Origin of the sequence: Pseudalkalibacillus berkeleyi (assembly GCF_021608225.1) — a bacterium.
In the GTDB taxonomy this organism is placed as follows: domain Bacteria; phylum Bacillota; class Bacilli; order Bacillales; family Fictibacillaceae; genus Pseudalkalibacillus; species Pseudalkalibacillus berkeleyi.
On sequence record NZ_JAKIJS010000001.1, the window covers coordinates 837,249 to 853,282 of the forward strand.

21 protein-coding genes are annotated in these 16,034 nt (G+C 37.4%); 15 read left to right on the top strand and 6 right to left on the bottom strand.

What is annotated here, in order from left to right:
* Positions 1–58 precede the first annotated feature (58 nt).
* From coxB to L2716_RS04470, 5 genes are all read left to right on the top strand, one after another.
* Entirely contained in the window at positions 59–1,108 is a 1,050-nt protein-coding gene (gene coxB / locus L2716_RS04450; protein WP_236332175.1) for a cytochrome c oxidase subunit II, read from the top strand.
* Between the two features lie 35 nt (positions 1,109–1,143).
* Positions 1,144–3,003: a cytochrome c oxidase subunit I gene (ctaD, locus tag L2716_RS04455; RefSeq protein WP_236332177.1), complete on the top strand. Its 1,860-nt coding sequence runs from the start codon at positions 1,144–1,146 to the stop codon at positions 3,001–3,003.
* A complete protein-coding gene (locus tag L2716_RS04460) occupies positions 3,003–3,623 on the top strand; it encodes a cytochrome (ubi)quinol oxidase subunit III (protein WP_236332179.1) in 621 nt (206 codons plus the stop codon). Before ctaD ends, L2716_RS04460 begins: the two co-directional genes overlap by 1 nt.
* Positions 3,624–3,626: 3 nt before the next feature.
* Positions 3,627–3,959 (top strand): cytochrome C oxidase subunit IV family protein, encoded by a 333-nt coding sequence (locus tag L2716_RS04465; protein ID WP_236332181.1) that lies wholly within the window; start codon positions 3,627–3,629, stop codon positions 3,957–3,959.
* 150 nt (positions 3,960–4,109) lie between these two features.
* Entirely contained in the window at positions 4,110–5,306 is a 1,197-nt protein-coding gene (locus L2716_RS04470; RefSeq protein ID WP_236332183.1) for a GNAT family N-acetyltransferase, read from the top strand.
* A 113-nt stretch (positions 5,307–5,419) separates the two neighbouring features.
* Here L2716_RS04470 and ytvI read toward each other — a convergent pair whose 3' ends face one another.
* Positions 5,420–6,481 carry a sporulation integral membrane protein YtvI gene (gene ytvI / locus L2716_RS04475; RefSeq protein ID WP_268963939.1) on the bottom strand — a complete coding sequence of 354 codons (1,062 nt, stop codon included), beginning with the start codon at positions 6,479–6,481 and terminating at the stop codon, positions 5,420–5,422.
* A gap of 256 nt (positions 6,482–6,737) precedes the next feature.
* The gene (locus tag L2716_RS04480; RefSeq protein WP_236332184.1) at positions 6,738–7,100 is read right to left on the bottom strand and encodes a YugN family protein; all 363 of its coding nucleotides are present in this window, start codon (positions 7,098–7,100) and stop codon (positions 6,738–6,740) included.
* A gap of 161 nt (positions 7,101–7,261) precedes the next feature.
* On the opposite strand from L2716_RS04480, the gene safA reads away from it, so the two are divergent.
* The 3 genes from safA (at position 7,262) to L2716_RS04495 (ending at position 9,545) form a co-directional block, all read left to right on the top strand.
* The gene (gene safA / locus L2716_RS04485; RefSeq protein WP_236332186.1) at positions 7,262–7,879 is read left to right on the top strand and encodes a SafA/ExsA family spore coat assembly protein; all 618 of its coding nucleotides are present in this window, start codon (positions 7,262–7,264) and stop codon (positions 7,877–7,879) included.
* A gap of 8 nt (positions 7,880–7,887) precedes the next feature.
* Entirely contained in the window at positions 7,888–8,325 is a 438-nt protein-coding gene (locus tag L2716_RS04490; protein WP_236332189.1) for a CBS domain-containing protein, read from the top strand.
* Positions 8,326–8,492: 167 nt separating this feature from the next.
* On the top strand, positions 8,493–9,545 hold the full coding sequence (locus L2716_RS04495) for a CAP domain-containing protein (RefSeq protein WP_236332191.1): 1,053 nt from the start codon (positions 8,493–8,495) through the stop codon (positions 9,543–9,545).
* 56 nt (positions 9,546–9,601) lie between these two features.
* On the opposite strand, the gene L2716_RS04500 is transcribed toward L2716_RS04495, so the two are convergent.
* Positions 9,602–10,105 (bottom strand): PaaI family thioesterase, encoded by a 504-nt coding sequence (locus L2716_RS04500; protein WP_236332193.1) that lies wholly within the window; start codon positions 10,103–10,105, stop codon positions 9,602–9,604.
* Between the two features lie 148 nt (positions 10,106–10,253).
* Here L2716_RS04500 and ylbD point away from each other — a divergent pair, with 148 nt between their 5' ends.
* The 4 genes from ylbD to L2716_RS04520 all read left to right on the top strand — a co-directional run bounded on the left by ylbD (position 10,254) and on the right by L2716_RS04520 (position 12,021).
* The gene (gene ylbD, locus L2716_RS04505) at positions 10,254–10,664 is read left to right on the top strand and encodes a YlbD family protein (protein ID WP_236332195.1); all 411 of its coding nucleotides are present in this window, start codon (positions 10,254–10,256) and stop codon (positions 10,662–10,664) included.
* Positions 10,665–10,682: 18 nt separating this feature from the next.
* Positions 10,683–10,910, top strand: a complete 228-nt coding sequence (locus tag L2716_RS04510; RefSeq protein WP_236332197.1) for a YlbE-like family protein — start codon at positions 10,683–10,685, stop codon at positions 10,908–10,910.
* A gap of 142 nt (positions 10,911–11,052) precedes the next feature.
* Positions 11,053–11,472 (top strand): hypothetical protein, encoded by a 420-nt coding sequence (locus L2716_RS04515; protein WP_236332198.1) that lies wholly within the window; start codon positions 11,053–11,055, stop codon positions 11,470–11,472.
* Positions 11,473–11,580: 108 nt separating this feature from the next.
* A complete protein-coding gene (locus L2716_RS04520) occupies positions 11,581–12,021 on the top strand; it encodes a YlbF/YmcA family competence regulator (protein ID WP_236332200.1) in 441 nt (146 codons plus the stop codon).
* Positions 12,022–12,136: 115 nt separating this feature from the next.
* On the opposite strand, the gene L2716_RS04525 is transcribed toward L2716_RS04520, so the two are convergent.
* On the bottom strand, positions 12,137–12,457 hold the full coding sequence (locus tag L2716_RS04525; protein ID WP_236332202.1) for a hypothetical protein: 321 nt from the start codon (positions 12,455–12,457) through the stop codon (positions 12,137–12,139).
* A 94-nt stretch (positions 12,458–12,551) separates the two neighbouring features.
* On the opposite strand from L2716_RS04525, the gene L2716_RS04530 reads away from it, so the two are divergent.
* On the top strand, positions 12,552–12,827 hold the full coding sequence (locus L2716_RS04530; protein WP_236332204.1) for a YlbG family protein: 276 nt from the start codon (positions 12,552–12,554) through the stop codon (positions 12,825–12,827).
* 5 nt (positions 12,828–12,832) lie between these two features.
* On the opposite strand, the gene L2716_RS04535 is transcribed toward L2716_RS04530, so the two are convergent.
* Positions 12,833–13,210: a DUF7147 family protein gene (locus L2716_RS04535; protein WP_236332206.1), complete on the bottom strand. Its 378-nt coding sequence runs from the start codon at positions 13,208–13,210 to the stop codon at positions 12,833–12,835.
* 407 nt (positions 13,211–13,617) lie between these two features.
* On the opposite strand from L2716_RS04535, the gene rsmD reads away from it, so the two are divergent.
* Positions 13,618–14,196: a 16S rRNA (guanine(966)-N(2))-methyltransferase RsmD gene (rsmD, locus tag L2716_RS04540; protein ID WP_236332208.1), complete on the top strand. Its 579-nt coding sequence runs from the start codon at positions 13,618–13,620 to the stop codon at positions 14,194–14,196.
* On the top strand, positions 14,189–14,674 hold the full coding sequence (coaD, locus tag L2716_RS04545) for a pantetheine-phosphate adenylyltransferase (RefSeq protein WP_236332210.1): 486 nt from the start codon (positions 14,189–14,191) through the stop codon (positions 14,672–14,674). Before rsmD ends, coaD begins: the two co-directional genes overlap by 8 nt.
* 22 nt (positions 14,675–14,696) lie before the next feature.
* Here coaD and ylbJ read toward each other — a convergent pair whose 3' ends face one another.
* Positions 14,697–15,908: a sporulation integral membrane protein YlbJ gene (gene ylbJ / locus L2716_RS04550; protein ID WP_236332212.1), complete on the bottom strand. Its 1,212-nt coding sequence runs from the start codon at positions 15,906–15,908 to the stop codon at positions 14,697–14,699.
* Between the last annotated feature and the right edge of the window lie 126 nt (positions 15,909–16,034).

The window sequence follows — 16,034 nt, forward strand, 5'->3', positions numbered from 1 at the left end:
ATAAAGTTTGAAAAATCGTTCTTAAAGTACAACAGAGAAAGCGGGGTTTAATTTAGTAATGAAACGATGGCTACGTCTAGGGCGCATAGTTCCACTATTAGGAATCATGATGCTCGGCTTAATGGGTTGCGGTAACGAACAAATATCCGCACTTCAACCACAAGGTAAGGGAGCAAGTGCAGTATTTGATTTAATGATCTTGAGTCTTGCTATCATGGTTGTCGTACTTGTAATCGTATTTATTCTATTTGGATATGTTTTGGTGAAATTTAGAGAACGAAAAGGTGACGATTCAATTCCAGAACAGGTTGAAGGTAATCACCTGCTAGAAGTACTTTGGACAGCAATTCCAATTGTATTGTTAGTTGTTCTTGCAGTACCAACCGTCACAGCGACATTTGATTTATCTGTCAGTGAGAAGAGTGCAGAGCAATCTGCAGACGGTGCTGAAGAAGATAAGGGTCCTATGACGATTAATGTAACCGCTCACCAATATTGGTGGGAGTTTGAGTATCCTGATCAAGAAATTGTAACGGCTCAGGAACTTTACTTGCCGGTTGACGAAAGAGTAAATGTTAATCTCTCCTCTGCAGATGTCATTCATTCTTTCTGGATTCCAACAATCTCAGGGAAAATGGATACAAATCCAGGAGACAAGTTGGAGAACAAAATGTGGTTACATCCTGAAAAAGTAGGTACATACCAAGGTGCATGTGCTGAGCTTTGTGGTGACTCGCATGCTTTAATGTACTTCAAAGTCAAAGTTCTTGAAAAAGACGACTTTAATGCTTGGGTGAAGAGCATGAAAGAAACGAAATACGATGATGCTCCATCACAAGTAGCACAAGGACAAAAGATCTTTGAAAGTAACTGCTTACAATGTCACGCAGTTGGTGACAAAGGTGGTAATGTTGGACCGTCTTTAACAGGTTTTTCTGATAATGAAAAGGTTGCAGGAATTCTTGAGCATAACAAAGACAATATTAAAAAGTGGATTAATGATCCACAAGATGTTAAACCTGGTAACAACATGCCAGACTTCGACTTTAATGAAAAACAGTTAGATGCACTAGCAGACTATTTATTGGAACTTAAAACCGCTGAGTAAGCGTAGTTTCAATCGCTTAATAAGGAGGTACTAACGTGAGTAACGCACATGCAGCGAATAAAAGCGTGCTATGGGATTGGCTGACAACAGTCGACCATAAGAAAATTGGAATACTTTACCTCATATCCGGCGGATTCTTCTTCTTAGTCGGTGGTTTAGAGGCAGTATTGATTCGTATTCAACTCATGAGCCCCGAAATGGCTTTCTTAACAGGGGACATGTATAACCAAGTATTGACGATGCACGGTACAACCATGATTTTCTTGGCGGCCATGCCGGTGATTTTTGCATTTATGAACGCCGTTGTCCCCTTACAAATAGGGGCTCGAGATGTTGCCTTTCCTTTTGTTAACTCATTAGGATTTTGGTTATTCTTCTTCGGAGGGGTTCTTTTAAACTTAAGTTGGTTCTTAGGTGGCGCACCCGATGCGGGTTGGACCGCCTACGCCCCATTATCCACTCAATCAAGTGGTCATGGTGTCGATTTCTATGTATTAGGATTACAGATTGCAGGTGCGGGTACATTAATGGGGGGGATTAACTTCCTCGTAACCATTATTAACATGAGAGCACCTGGGATGACGTTTATGCGCATGCCATTGTTTACATGGACAGCATTCGTAACGTCTGGACTCATCCTATTTGCATTCCCTGCATTAACAATCGGATTCTTCTTATTGATGTTTGATCGTGTATTCGAAGCAAATTTCTTCGATGCAAACATGGGTGGTAACGCCGTTATTTGGGAACACATCTTCTGGATTTTCGGACATCCTGAAGTGTACATCTTAATCTTACCAGCATTCGGAATCATTTCTGAAGTCGTTGCTACATTCTCGAAGAAGCGTTTGTTCGGATACAGTGCAATGGTATTTGCAACTGTATTAATCGGTTTCTTAGGATTCATGGTTTGGGCTCACCATATGTTCACAGTTGGACTTGGTGCAGTTGCGAACTCAATTTTTGCTGTCGCTACAATGGCGATTGCGATTCCTACAGGTGTTAAGATCTTTAACTGGGTCTTCACAATGTGGGGCGGTAGAATAAAGTTCAACACAGCGAACTTATTTTCCGTCGGATTTATTCCAACGTTTGTAATGGGTGGAGTAACTGGTGTTATGCTTGCAGTAGCACCTGCTGACTATCAATACCACGACAGTTATTTCGTTGTCGCTCACTTCCATTATGTTATTGTTGGTGGTCTTGTTCTAGGTTTATTCTCTGGACTTTATTATTGGTATCCTAGAATGTTTGGACTAATGCTTAATGAAGCATTAGGGAAATGGAATTTCTGGACGTTCTTTATTGGTTTCCACTTGACGTTCTTCCCTCAACATTTCTTAGGTTTGATGGGAATGCCACGCCGTTACTTTACTTATCCAGCTGAATTTGAGCTAGGATCACTAAATATGATTAGTACTGTCGGTGCAGGATTGATGTCAATTGGTACAATTATTTTCTTAATTAACATCGTAGTTACACATGTGAAAGGTGAGAAGGTTAGTGGAGATCCTTGGGATGGACGTACGCTTGAATGGGCTATTCCAAACCCAACTCCTCATTACAACTTCTTGCAAACACCACTTGTACGAGGACTAGACGCACTATGGATTGAAAAGATGGCTGGTAATAAGAAAATGACGCCTGCAGAACCAGTTGGCGACATTCATATGCCAAACAATTCAATATTGCCGTTTGTCATGTCTCTTGGTTTCTTTATTGCAGGATTTGGCTTCATTTACTTCAATACAGCTGGTACACCAGCACTTATTGCGGTCATTGTAGGGTTAGGAATCGGTCTTGCTTGTATGTTCTTGAGATCATGGATTGATGACCATGGACATCATCTGCATAAAGAGGATTTATTGAAAGAGGATAAGGGGGTAGACGTATAATGAATGTAGGCGAACGCTTAACAGATGAAAACTTCCCTGAATCCCCTGAAAAAGCTACCCTGGAAGGTAAAAATAAATTTTTAGGATTCTGGTTGTTTTTAGGTGGAGAAACCGTACTATTTGCAACATTGTTCGGAACGTACCTAGGATTACGTAATTCATTCGGTAAAGGCCCAGAAGCATCTGAGATTTTCCAATTGCCGATTGTTTTCATTGCTACCATGATTCTACTTACTAGTAGTTTGACAAGTGTGTATGCTGTGCTCGCTCTGAAACAAAATAATGTTAAGGCCATGAGAGCTTGGTTCTATGTTACGTTGTTACTCGGAGTTGCGTTCCTTGGGCTTGAAATTTATGAATTTGTACATTATGTACATGAAGGGCATACGTTCACATCAGGCGCATTCGGTTCAGCTTTCTATACGTTGGTTGGATTCCATGGTGGTCACGTACTTTTCGGAGTCCTTTGGATTGCATCATTGCTAGTACGTAACAGCGGTCGTGGATTAACATTGTACAACGCACCTAAATATTATCTCTTTGCCCTCTATTGGCACTTTGTAGACGTTGTTTGGGTGTTTATCTTCACAGTCGTTTATCTTATGGGAAAGGTGGGGTAATTGATGGCTAGTAATGAGCAAACAAATTCAGTCCATCACCACTCGTCCTTACAAAAGAAAATTAAGTTGAAACAAGAGCGTCGTCAACACAACGTTTCATTCGTTATGATGATTTTGTTAACAATTGTTGCATTTGCTGCAATTACAAGTGACGCTGTTTCAGACAAACTTGCTATTCTTTTCATTCTTGTACTCGCAGGTGTACAGGTATTCTTCCAACTTTACGTTTGGATGCACCTAGGTCATAAAGGACATGAATTCCCAATGTGGGGAATTGCAAGTGGCCTGATGATCGCAGTTATTACTGTAGGTACTTTGATGGGACTTATTTGGTAAGATGGATGAAAGGTTGGCCCGATACGGGTCAACCTTTTTTATATGTAGAATGTTGGATATCTGCATGGTGTTTAATGATCCTTTAAAGGAATTTGTCTATTTAAGGATAAATAGTAATGAGAGGCAGATTTTGATCAAGGGGGTATAGATATGGAGATTAGAACAATTGAAGAAAGTGAATTCAGGGATTTCTTAAAGATGGGGGAATTTGCTTTTCAATATAAACTATCTGAAGAAGCGATAAGTAAACGCAAGACTTTTATGCGTTTAAATGATTGCTGGGCACTTTTTGAAAATGGAGAAATGGCATCTAAACTTACTATTCATCCGATGGAGATTTGGCTTGGTGGGAAAGTAATGCCAATGGGAGGAATAGCAGGTGTGGCTACCTGGCCTGAACAACGACGAAAAGGCTTTGTAAAAGCTCTTATGAAAAAAGCACTGGAGCAAATGAAAATTAAAGGTCAATATGTTTCTATGCTTCATCCGTTTTCTTTTTCATTTTATAGGAAATATGGGTGGGAAATGACCCATACAACTATCAAGTATGAGATTAAGACTGATCAATTACCAAGATTGTCGTCTCAGTCTAATGGATCTATCGAAAGAATTAAAAAAGAAAGTGATCGTCTTGATCAAATATACAACCGAATGGCGTGCAAGTATTCTGGAATGTTGAAAAGAACTGACGATTGGTGGCATTACTCTATATTGGATAATGAATCCGATATGATAGCCGTCTATAAGGATGGAGACGGCGTGGACCAAGGGTATATGATATACAAGGTGAAAGAAAATCATATGGTGATTGATGAATGGGTATCGCTAACAAATGAGGCTAAGCTAAACATGTTGGATTTTGTAAGTAAGCATGATTCTATGATGAATAAAATCACTATCCACGCTCCAGTGGATGAATCGTTTGCTTTCCTCATGGCAGATCCCAAGATTAATCAAGAAGTAAATTCATATTTCATGAGTCGTATTGTAGATGTAAAGAGTTTTTTAGAGGAGTATCCATTTAAAGTTGAAAAGCTAAATCAACCGATCATCTTACAAGTTGTTGATTCATTTGCTGAATGGAATAATGGAATTTTTATTATTAGAATAGATGAGGGTGGTGGACATAAAGTGGACTACCACCCACTTAAAGAGCATGCTACATGTTCACATGAGCCGAGTAACGTCATCCAATGCGATATCAATACATTGAGTACGATGTTCTTTAATTATATGCGTCCATCAGATTTAGCCTTACAAGGTAACCTTTCAGGTAGCAAAACAAAAATTGAGCAAATTGAGATAGTGTTGGGAAATGCTAAGCCGTTTCTTTATGACTTCTTTTAAATGTACTCTAGTTAGCAAAGCATCACTAGGTGTATTCGCATTCCACAAACTACAATAAGAAAAATCCGGTAGACGATAACGTCTGTTAAACGTTGTCTACCGGATTTTTACGTTCAAATTTTGAAATTCGTCTTAACGATTCCTGCTTCCCTCGCAGAGTTAAAGAGAATGATGAGAAGAGGTCCAACGATAAACCCAATTGGTCCAAGAATTTTCAAGCCTAAGTACATTGCAATTAACGTTGAGAGTGCAGATAATCCTATATGGTGGCCCATTACTTTCGGTTCTACAGTTCTACGTATAATGAGCAGAATGACTGCCAGGACTGCGAGCTTAGTTCCTAATACAATATTACCGATTAATAAGTAATAGATTGCCCAGGGCCCGAGTATGATAATTGATCCAATGATAGGTATAAAATCAATGATCCAAATGATAAAAGCCATTAAAAGTGCTACTTCTGGAACAATAATATACAAGCCAATTAAGGCTGCAACAAAGATCACAATGCTTAAAAGAAATTGTGCTTTCATAAATCCAAAAATGACATAGGAGAGTCGAGTCGTCATGAAATGGACTTTCTCCGCAGACTTTTCAGTTAAATGAGCATAGAATCTTCGATGCAATCGTGGAAATTCTAGAAGGAAGAGAAATAAGGTAATTAAATATACTAGGATACTGACCAAATAACTTGGAATCAATGAGACAACTGAGGTGAGGGACTCGACATAATTTTTTTCTAGTATTTTCCCTCTAATGGATTCAAGAAACTGGTCGACTTGACTGTTAATTTCACTCACAAACTCTTCTGGAAGGTCTTGTGCAGCATTTTCGAAATTTTGCTGTATATCCTCCCATACATTGTTCATTTCAGTTATATAGGCAGGTGAATTTTCCACAAAGTTTATAGCTGATGTAACAACTTTTGTTACCAAAACATAACTGCCTAACCCCATCAAAACGACAAATAATGTGAAAACTATGAATACAGATAAGTTACGTTTGATAGGGAACCTTTTTTGAAACATTCTAACAGTAGGTTCTAAGATAAATGCTGTTATAAGGGCAAATACTATCGGTAAAGATATTGGTAATATCCATATGAATGCTGCAATTACAATTAGTGAGATCAATCCATATATAATCCAACGTTTTCGTGCTGAAAATGGTTTCAATATTGTCCCCCTTCCCTAAATAATCCTTACTTATATTATATGTGCAATGTGAAATAATGAACAGGTATCTGTAACAAAAAAATTCTCTAATCATTAAATGACTGCTTCATGATTAACATAGGACTCTGTGTACTCAAAAATTCTAAAAAAAAGGTCTGACGTAAGTAGCCAGACCTTTTTCATACGTAGAAAAGTATTTAAATTCTTATAAGTTGTCACACATTATTCACGACTACCTTAAGTTATGGGTAGCTTATTAGTTCGTATGGTGCTTGTCGATCTCTTCTTTTAATTCATTGAGTAGTTTCTTACAAGCGTTCACAATTTGTTTCGGAAAGTCTTCATCATACTCTACACCATGAGGGTAATAATGCTTCCCTAAGTATGGCTCCATCACTTTAATCATAGCATGAGAAGTTTCAACTTCACCTTCCACTGCATAACAAGGAACGCGTAAATAGAATACTTCACCATTGTCCATATTTTCAAACTTATAATCGTATGTAATTCGTTCGTAGTCCCACTGTCCTGCACGAACAAATCCTACTTCATTCATCAAATGCTCAAGCATTTCGAAATCCAGCATTTTACCGGCTAAGCCGATTTCTTCAAATTTCATGAGATATCCTCCACATCCTTCGATATGTTCTTTCCTTCATAATAATAGTACGAAACTGATAAAGATGCAATCTTTCCAGGCAGTATTTGAAATAAATTGTAATGAAATTTGAAAAGAAAATGAAAAATTGGTCAAACTAACGATGAAATGGAGGAGATGATATGAAAAAATGGTGGATAATATTATTAGCATTACTCGTCAGCTTGTCACTTTATTCGCCTACACAAGCTCAGAGTCAATCCGTTCACATCGTTAAGTCTGGTGATACACTATGGAAAATTTCAAAGTGGTTTCAAATAGGTTTATCTGAAATCATTAATGCTAACCCGCAAATTAAGAATCCAGATTTGATTTATCCTGGTGATAAAGTGGTTGTACCTCGGAAACAACAGATTAAGCAGGTTGAATATGAGGTAATCAAACTAACGAATCAAAAACGGGCAGAAAATGGGTTAGGACCATTAAAAGCTGATTGGCAATTATCACGTGTAGCGAGATATAAATCCAATGATATGAAAAATAATGGATACTTCTCTCACCAATCCCCAACGTATGGAAGTCCATTTGAGATGATGCGAGAATTTAATGTAAATTATTCATCAGCAGGAGAAAATATTGCAATGGGACAAACTTCTGCACAAGCCGTTGTTGATGCTTGGATGAAAAGTCCAGGTCATCGGAAGAATATCCTGAGCTCTAACTATACTTATATTGGCGTTGGGTATGCAAAGGGTGGCTCCGGGAGGTATTACTGGACACAAATGTTCATTAGAAAGTAGGAGTGAAAGTGAAACAACTAAGTGAAATAATGACGACTAAGGTTGATTACTGTACAACTTTGGATAATGTTTATGAAGCCGCTGTCAAAATGAAGAATGATCATGTTGGTGCGATTCCTGTTTGTGAAAATGAAAAGTTAGTAGGTATGATTACTGATAGAGATATTGTAATCAGAGGCGTAGCCGAAAAAAGACCTAACGCATCTAAAATCACAGACGTAATGAGTGACCAAATAATTACGGGGACCCCAGACATGTCGATTGAAGAAGCTATGCAATTAATGATGGAGCATGATATACGTAGGTTACCTGTTGTTGAGCAAAGTCAATTAGTAGGTATTGTATCGTTAGGTGATTTGGCTACCCATCAAGAAAGTAATCAACAAGCTGGAATTGCACTTAGCGATATTTCAAGCGCAGAACCCGATCAACATAGTCACCATTAAACTAAGGTTAACTCTTCCTCTTTAGGAGAGTTAACCTTTTTGTATGTAAACGTGCGTTGCTGAATAGAATGTATAACAAGCTTACTCAGCTTCAATGGATAGACATATGAATTGCTTTCATGTAATGTTTAAGTAACTATACTTATGTACGTAATGGGGAGGATAATATGAGGAGCATTGGCTTGATTATCGTTATAGCAGTGATCATGTTCGGTATTAGTATCGTTTACGATGATCTAAAATATCTCCCAGAAATATCGGAATCATATGAACAGGAAAGACAAAATAAAAGCAAACAAAATGTAGAAGATGAGAAGAATATAGATCTCCCCAAAGAGGGTATGGTTCAGTTCATGTCTATGAATCAAGACGAGCTCATTACCAAAATTGGTGAACCCGATCAAATCGATCCAACAAGATATGGCTATCAATGGTGGACTTATCAAACCGAAAGCTCTGATCAATACATCCAATTCGGAATGGATAAGGGAGTGATTGTATCGATATTTGTACTAGGTAATGGTGTAGATATTTCACCATTGAAAATCGGTCAAAAAGTGTCAGAGATCAAAAAGTTTGTAAATATTGATAATCAAGTTTCAATGAATGTTGACGGAAATCATCTTCGATTTGATTTAACAAAGGAAGAGGTTCGTTCTAGACCTTTGGTTGAATTTGACGGCGTATGGGCGCAGCTATACATTGATACGTTCAAAAATTCTTTAGTCGGTGTAAGATACATGAATCCGAACGTACTGGCGGTGCAAAGACCTTATTCGCTTGAATATAGAGGAGAATTAATAGAGAGTCCTAAATTAACGGATGAAGACATAGTGAAAGTGCAAAATGCGGAAAAGAAGCAAGTGTTTAATATAACGAACATCATTCGAAAACAATATGGAGTATCACCATTAAAGTGGCATGAACAGGTTGCTAAAGTTGCCTTTGGACATAGTAAGGAAATGAATATAGAACAATACTTTTCACATGAGTCTCCTATATCGGGGACATTATCTGACCGATTAGAAAAAGGAGATGTGAAATATGTTCAGGCAGGTGAGAACATAGCCGCAAATTATATTGATGGGATTGCGGCTGTGTATGGTTGGTTGAATAGTGAAGGTCACAGGAAAGCAATGTTAAGTGAGGACTTTACCCATTTAGGAGTAGGAGTATATGAGAAACATTATACTCAAAACTTCATCGTGCCCTTTGAATAAACAAATGACAATCATAAAGATCAATGAAGGAAAGATTGACCTATTATTTGAAATGGTTAATCTTTCTTTTTTGTTCTAGGAATTAAATAGAAGCTTCCAGACGCTGCAACTATAAGTGTCCCTTTATCATTATATATTTTAGCTTCTGTTACAGACGTTTTTGAACCTAGGTGAAGAATTTTTGCTTCACATCTTAGTTCATTCCCTACTCCGGGAGCTATGTAATTCAATTTCATTTCAGACGTCACAGCAACCACTTCATGCGATATTTTACGATTGACGAGGGTACCCATAGCTGTATCAGCTAATGTAGCTGTGAATCCCCCATGAACGATGTCCACTGAATTATGAAGAAATGGAGAAATCGGAATGCTCATAATTAGAACATCGTTTCTTATCTCCATGCTGGTTTTCATGAAGCTGGTAATGTAAGTTGTGTAAAGGCCTTCATTCTTGTCATGAATGCCTTCTAATATTTGATAAATAACACCTTTATCTTCATCTGAAGCATGAGTAAGTAGTCCATTCATTTTCTTTATAATTTTATTATCCATTCCCATATCATTTCCTCTTTTCTATACATACACATAAGGATAGTGTATCAATGAAAAAATAACTTCCGCAACTATAAAATAGGCGAACATATTACGGTCTATCAATGTACTATATACTGTAGGCTTGAGTTGAACGTAATGGGGAGGCATTATGGTGAGTAAGCAAGCGAACAATAATGAAAAGGTCGAACAATTCAAGATGTTTGTACGCTCACACCCTGGATTAATCGATCATGTTAAGAACGGTGACCAGTCATGGCAAGATGTTTTTACTGAATGGAACCTATTAGGTGAAGACCATGAACAATGGGGGAAATATATTGAGCGTAAGATTGGCGTAGCAAGCAAGAAAGCCAAGAAAAAAACAAATAGTGTCAATGATTTATCTGTCGGTGAATTACTAAACATGTTCAAAAACCTTGATATTGAAGAGGTTAGAGACTATGTTTCTCAATTTAGTTCCGCGGTTACTGGCATTCAAGATGTGCTATCACAATTCCAATCCAAAGGACCGACAAGGCCACCAATGAACAGTCATCCATTTAATCAATATTTTAAAGATTAAGGTAAGGGAGCCTGAAACATGCGTAGGGAAATCATTGATTACTTAGATCAACGTCCAGATTTGAAATATATGATAAGGGAACAACCTGACTGGTATAGGAAGTTGTCGAGAAATCCAGCATCAATACAAGAACTTGATGAAGAAGCGAAAACGTTCTATGGTCAAACCTTTGGTCAGAGAATTGACAAATTAAGTGGACAAATCGAATCCATTTCTCGTCTTGTACAGTTATTCGGCAAACAATAATCAAGGTTGACTCAAAGTAAAGTGTTTAATACCTAGTTGGTATTTAGCACTTGTGAGTCAACCTTTTTGCTGTTGTACAAGCTATATGGATATTTTACTATCATCTCGTGAAAAATACCGGGTGAGGAGGTGTCACCCGTTCATGGTTAAACGTTTATTTGCGAGTTGTATATGTTTAGGGCTGTTAGTAGGATGCCAATTAGGCAATCAAGAAAAGTTGCAAGTGGTAAATGTGAATGGTAATCCAGACTCATTTCAAGCATTGGCGGTTACAAATTCAAAAGTATCGATGACACTACGACATATGATTACGGACAATGATCTCTTTGTAGAGTGTTATATTCCTGACTTTAAGTTTACGGATCATAGTAATGACCAATCTGAAGGTGCAGGGTATCTCAAAGTGTCAGTTGACCATCAAAAAGCCTTTTCCGTTAATAAAGCAGCATTCATTGTAAAGGACTTATCGAAAGGGAATCATCATATTAGTGTTATGTTGGTTAATGCCAATGGAAAGAAAATTAAAGGTATGGAGAAACAATTTTTTGTAAACATACCATAAACCCTTGGGCGTTGTTCGGGCAACAAATTTAGTCAGAAACATGGAAATGTATACCTTAAGTATGGCATAATGAAAGCAGACCCAAAGATAAGGGTGGAGGTGTACGTAATGCTTGCAACAATTGAAGGAATTGAAATATTAGATGGAGCAGATGAATTAGCATCCATTGTCGTTCAATCAGATACTGCAAAAAAATATAAAGAAGCGAAGAAAAATCTTCTCCAAGATAAAGAAGCACAGAGGTTGATCTACGAATTTAGTAAGATGAAAGAGAAGTATGAAGAAGTACAACGATTCGGTAAATATCATCCTGAGTATAAAACAGTTTCAACAGACATTAGAGTGTTGAAACGTGACATTGATTTGATTCACACTGTGTCAGATTTCAAGAAGGCTGAGAAGGAATTAGAGAAGCTCCTAAATGAAATTAGTGGCATTTTAGCTGGACAAGTATCTAAGAACATTAAAGTACCAACAGGGAATCCGTTCTTTGATAATATGTCCTGTGGCGGAGGCTGTGGCTCCGGTGGTTCTTGCGGGTGTGGTTAATCCAATATGAAAGAAAGAGGAAGGGCTACCAAGCACCTTCCTCTTTCTTATTGTGGTTTAGTTATAGGCATTGTCGACTTTTCTACAAGACTTCAACAGTATTCTTTACCGGGGCTTAATTTCTAAATCGAATACAATCATGGCAGAAGTTTCCACAACAAAACATTTTTTCTTGTGGAACAAAGAACCTACATCGGTAAACATGGCTATGCTGATCTTTTCGTACAAATATTGCTTCAAAATGCAATCTCTTACCTTTCATTGATTGAACAGCAGCTGTCTCAATGATCTTCTTCATCTCTTTATTTTCAATTTCGTCGGATACACTTAAATATAAGAATGGCGTACCAGCCATATGTGTTTTTTTCACATCATCAATAGGTTGTGCTTGATTTAAGTGATCAATAAATGTTGCCCAAACCTGATCTAGAACCATTACACCACTCACCTTGAAAAATCTAAATATAAATTGCCTATACATTGAATTTCGTGCTAGACTGAATGAAAAAAGTAATAAAGGAGTTTGGGGTATGCTAACGAATCGAACTGGATTAGCAATATGGCTTCACTCATTAAAATATATTAAACAACTTCGTAAATTTGGAAATATTCATTATGTTTCCAAGCGAATGAAGTATGCCATACTTTATTGTGACACTTCACAAAAAGAGCGGATTATTGAAAAGATTGAAAAGCTACACTTTGTTAAGAAAGTTGAACCTTCTCATAAAGCCTATATTAAAACCGAGTATCAGAATGCTATGCCTGATAAAGCGAAAGAATACGATTATAAAATCGGTCTTTAAAAGACTTATTGCCATTTTGGTATGATATTTTGTAATCTAAGTATTCCGGTAAGGTATTGATAATAAAGTTCTATTTCATTGAAGCCATTTGACGGTCTTACTTCTAAAGTATGGACTTCTTTACCGAGTTGTTCAGCACATTGGAGAAACAAATCCCATCTTTTTGATTGCTCCCGAATTCCTTCTCTACAAATATAAATGGGTTGGAAATTGGAATCCCCAGCCGGCTGAAGAACAATTGAGAATGAGCAGACGGTATGGTCTTTTTTATTTGTTTTCAAGATAACCATCTTGCTCAGTCGATTCGCATTTGTTTTGGCTAATTCGATTAGCTCGTACAGGTCTGAGTAACCTTCACCTAATTCGATAAAACGTTGTATCATATGTATTTCCCCTTTCATTACATACTTTAGCATGAATGAAACAAAATGTGCACTTACTGTCCTTCAAGCGTGTACTGTAAGGCGAAGACCCTTGAGACTTTTATAGAATCAACAGTATTAAAAAAATGCCCGCAGGTAGGAATGCCTGCGGGCTGTTCCATATCCTTAACATGCTAGAAACATCATTGTAATGTTTTTTTGCCGAAGGAATAGAACAATGGGAGAGGAGAAACCGGAGTTAAGCCTATGGGGAAATAAGCTTACTCCGTGGTTCAACTAACAACATCACAAGGATGTTGTTGTTTCTATTATTGGACAGAACAAATGCAGATATACACGTGATTTAAGATTTATGCAGGTTTGTGGTAGGATAGTGGAGGAAAATAAAACGATGTGAGGTATAAATAATGAGAATCATTTCTGGTGATTTAAAAGGCAGGAAGATTAAGGCTGTCCCCGGAACTGGGACAAGACCAACATCAGATAAAATACGTGAATCTATTTTCAATATGATAGGACCATTCTTTAATGGGGGGCAATCCCTTGATTTATACGGTGGAAGTGGAGCACTTACAATTGAAGGGGTAAGTAGAGGAATTGAGCAATCAATCATCATTGATGTTGATTCGAAAGCGATTGATACGATTAAAGAAAATGTAAAGTCATTAAATCTAGATCAGCAAATTGATATTTTCAAAAACGACTCGTACAGAGCGTTGAAAGCGCTTAGAAAAAGAGAGATGAAATTCAAGTATGTATTCTTAGATCCACCTTATAAGAAGCAGAAAATACAAAAGGAAATAGAGTATTTAGCAGAACATCATTTACTTGAACCACAAGCTTTAATTGTGACAGAACATGATGCTAAACTCATTTTACCTGAACAAATATCAACCTTGAAAATCATGAAACATGAAAAATATAATAGTACAACAGCGGTTACAATATATGTGAATGAGAACGAAGGGACGGAAATTGATGAATAAGAAACAGGCAATATGCCCAGGAAGCTTTGACCCGATTACATATGGACATTTAGATATTATTTCTAGAGGAGCAAGTGTATTTGATGAAGTGATTGTTGTCGTTGCGAATAATCAAAGCAAAAGCTCTCTATTTTCAGTGGAAGAACGGATGAATCTCATTAAAGAAACAACGAAAGATATTCCGAATATTAAAGTAGATACGTGCAACGGACTACTGATGGACTATATCCGGACTACAGACGCAAGAGTTATTTTAAGAGGATTACGTGCAGTTTCAGATTTTGAATATGAAATGCAAATTACGTCCATAAATAGAAAGCTTGATGATTCTGTAGAAACATTTTTCATGATGACGAACAATCAGTACTCATTCTTAAGTTCGAGTATCGTTAAAGAGGTTGCTAAATACCATTCTCCGGTTTCCGACCTAGTACCGAAGATTGTTGAAGAAGCATTAAAGGAGAAATATGCAAAGTAACCATTCACAAATACATAAATGTTTAATTCATAATTGTTCTCCATTTGAGGACGATATAGATGAGCAGGCTTAAAAAAGTAATAAGTGTTCCAATAGACAGTAAATGATCCCAAGCATGATAAATCCACGATATCGATGGATGTGAAGCGAAGGTTTCAACTACTGTAGGGGTTGTGCGATCATTTACATACAAAGGTCTCCATAGCAAAATAGTCAATAAGGATGCAATAAATCCATGTAAAATCCTTGCGATAAAGAAGGGCTTAAAGCGAATGTCAGTTTCAGCTAAGATGCTCGCAACTTGAGCCTGGACTGAAAAGCCATTGAAGGCAAGAATGAAACTGACGATGATGGCTTGGTGTAGTAGGTTTGAACTTGAAATATCGCTTATGAGCTTACTACCGAGTGTAATCTCAAACAGTCCAGAGATAAATGGGGAAATTATATCTGTTGAAAACCCAATTACACTTGTAAACGTAGCGAGAAATGTGGCTAAAATACTCGTAATGTTGAACTCTGTAAGCATTCGATTTAGTACAGAGAATAACAATATGAACCCGCCAATCATTAATAACGTTTGTATGGAATGTTTAACAGCATCCCCTAATTGTTTACCAATTGGTCGAGGATCTTGTTGTTGTACTTGATTCATTCGTTTTATTGCATAGACCACCAATGAACCTTTTCTATGTTTCTGTCTAATCGGTTGATTGGATTGATTAGTACCGTGAAAACGCATAATTAAACCTACCACGATATTCCCTAAATAATGTGCCGCAGCGAGCAAGATACCCAGCTCAGCATTATGGAAAAAACCGACTGACACTGCACCGAGAATAAAGAGGGGATTAGAACAATTCGTGAAAGATACGAGACGTTCTGCTTCTTCGCGGGTGATTTCATGATCAATTCTTAAGCGTGCAGTAAGCTTCGCTCCAGCAGGAAATCCAGAAGCTAACCCCATCGCCCATACGAAGCCTCCAGAACCAGGCACCCTAAATAATGGTCTCATAATGGGTTCCATAATTACACCAATAAAGCGAACAACTCCAAAACAAATTAATAATTCGCTTATAATAAAGAAGGGCAGTAATGACGGAAAAACAATTCCCCACCACATTTCCAATCCTGTTAAAGAGGATTCGAAGGCCGCTTTTGGGTATATCATAATAGAGAAGGCAAAAAGGGTAGTTGAAATTGCAATAATTAGATTTTTTGTTTGTGAAAGGTACAATCGAAAGCCTCCTCTTGAATAGTCTAAGATAAGAGTAAATATATGAAGGTTGTCCTTATCATTTATACGTATACACGATCAGATTAGACCAGGATGCAAATGAATCGTTTGATTTCTTAAGGAGGT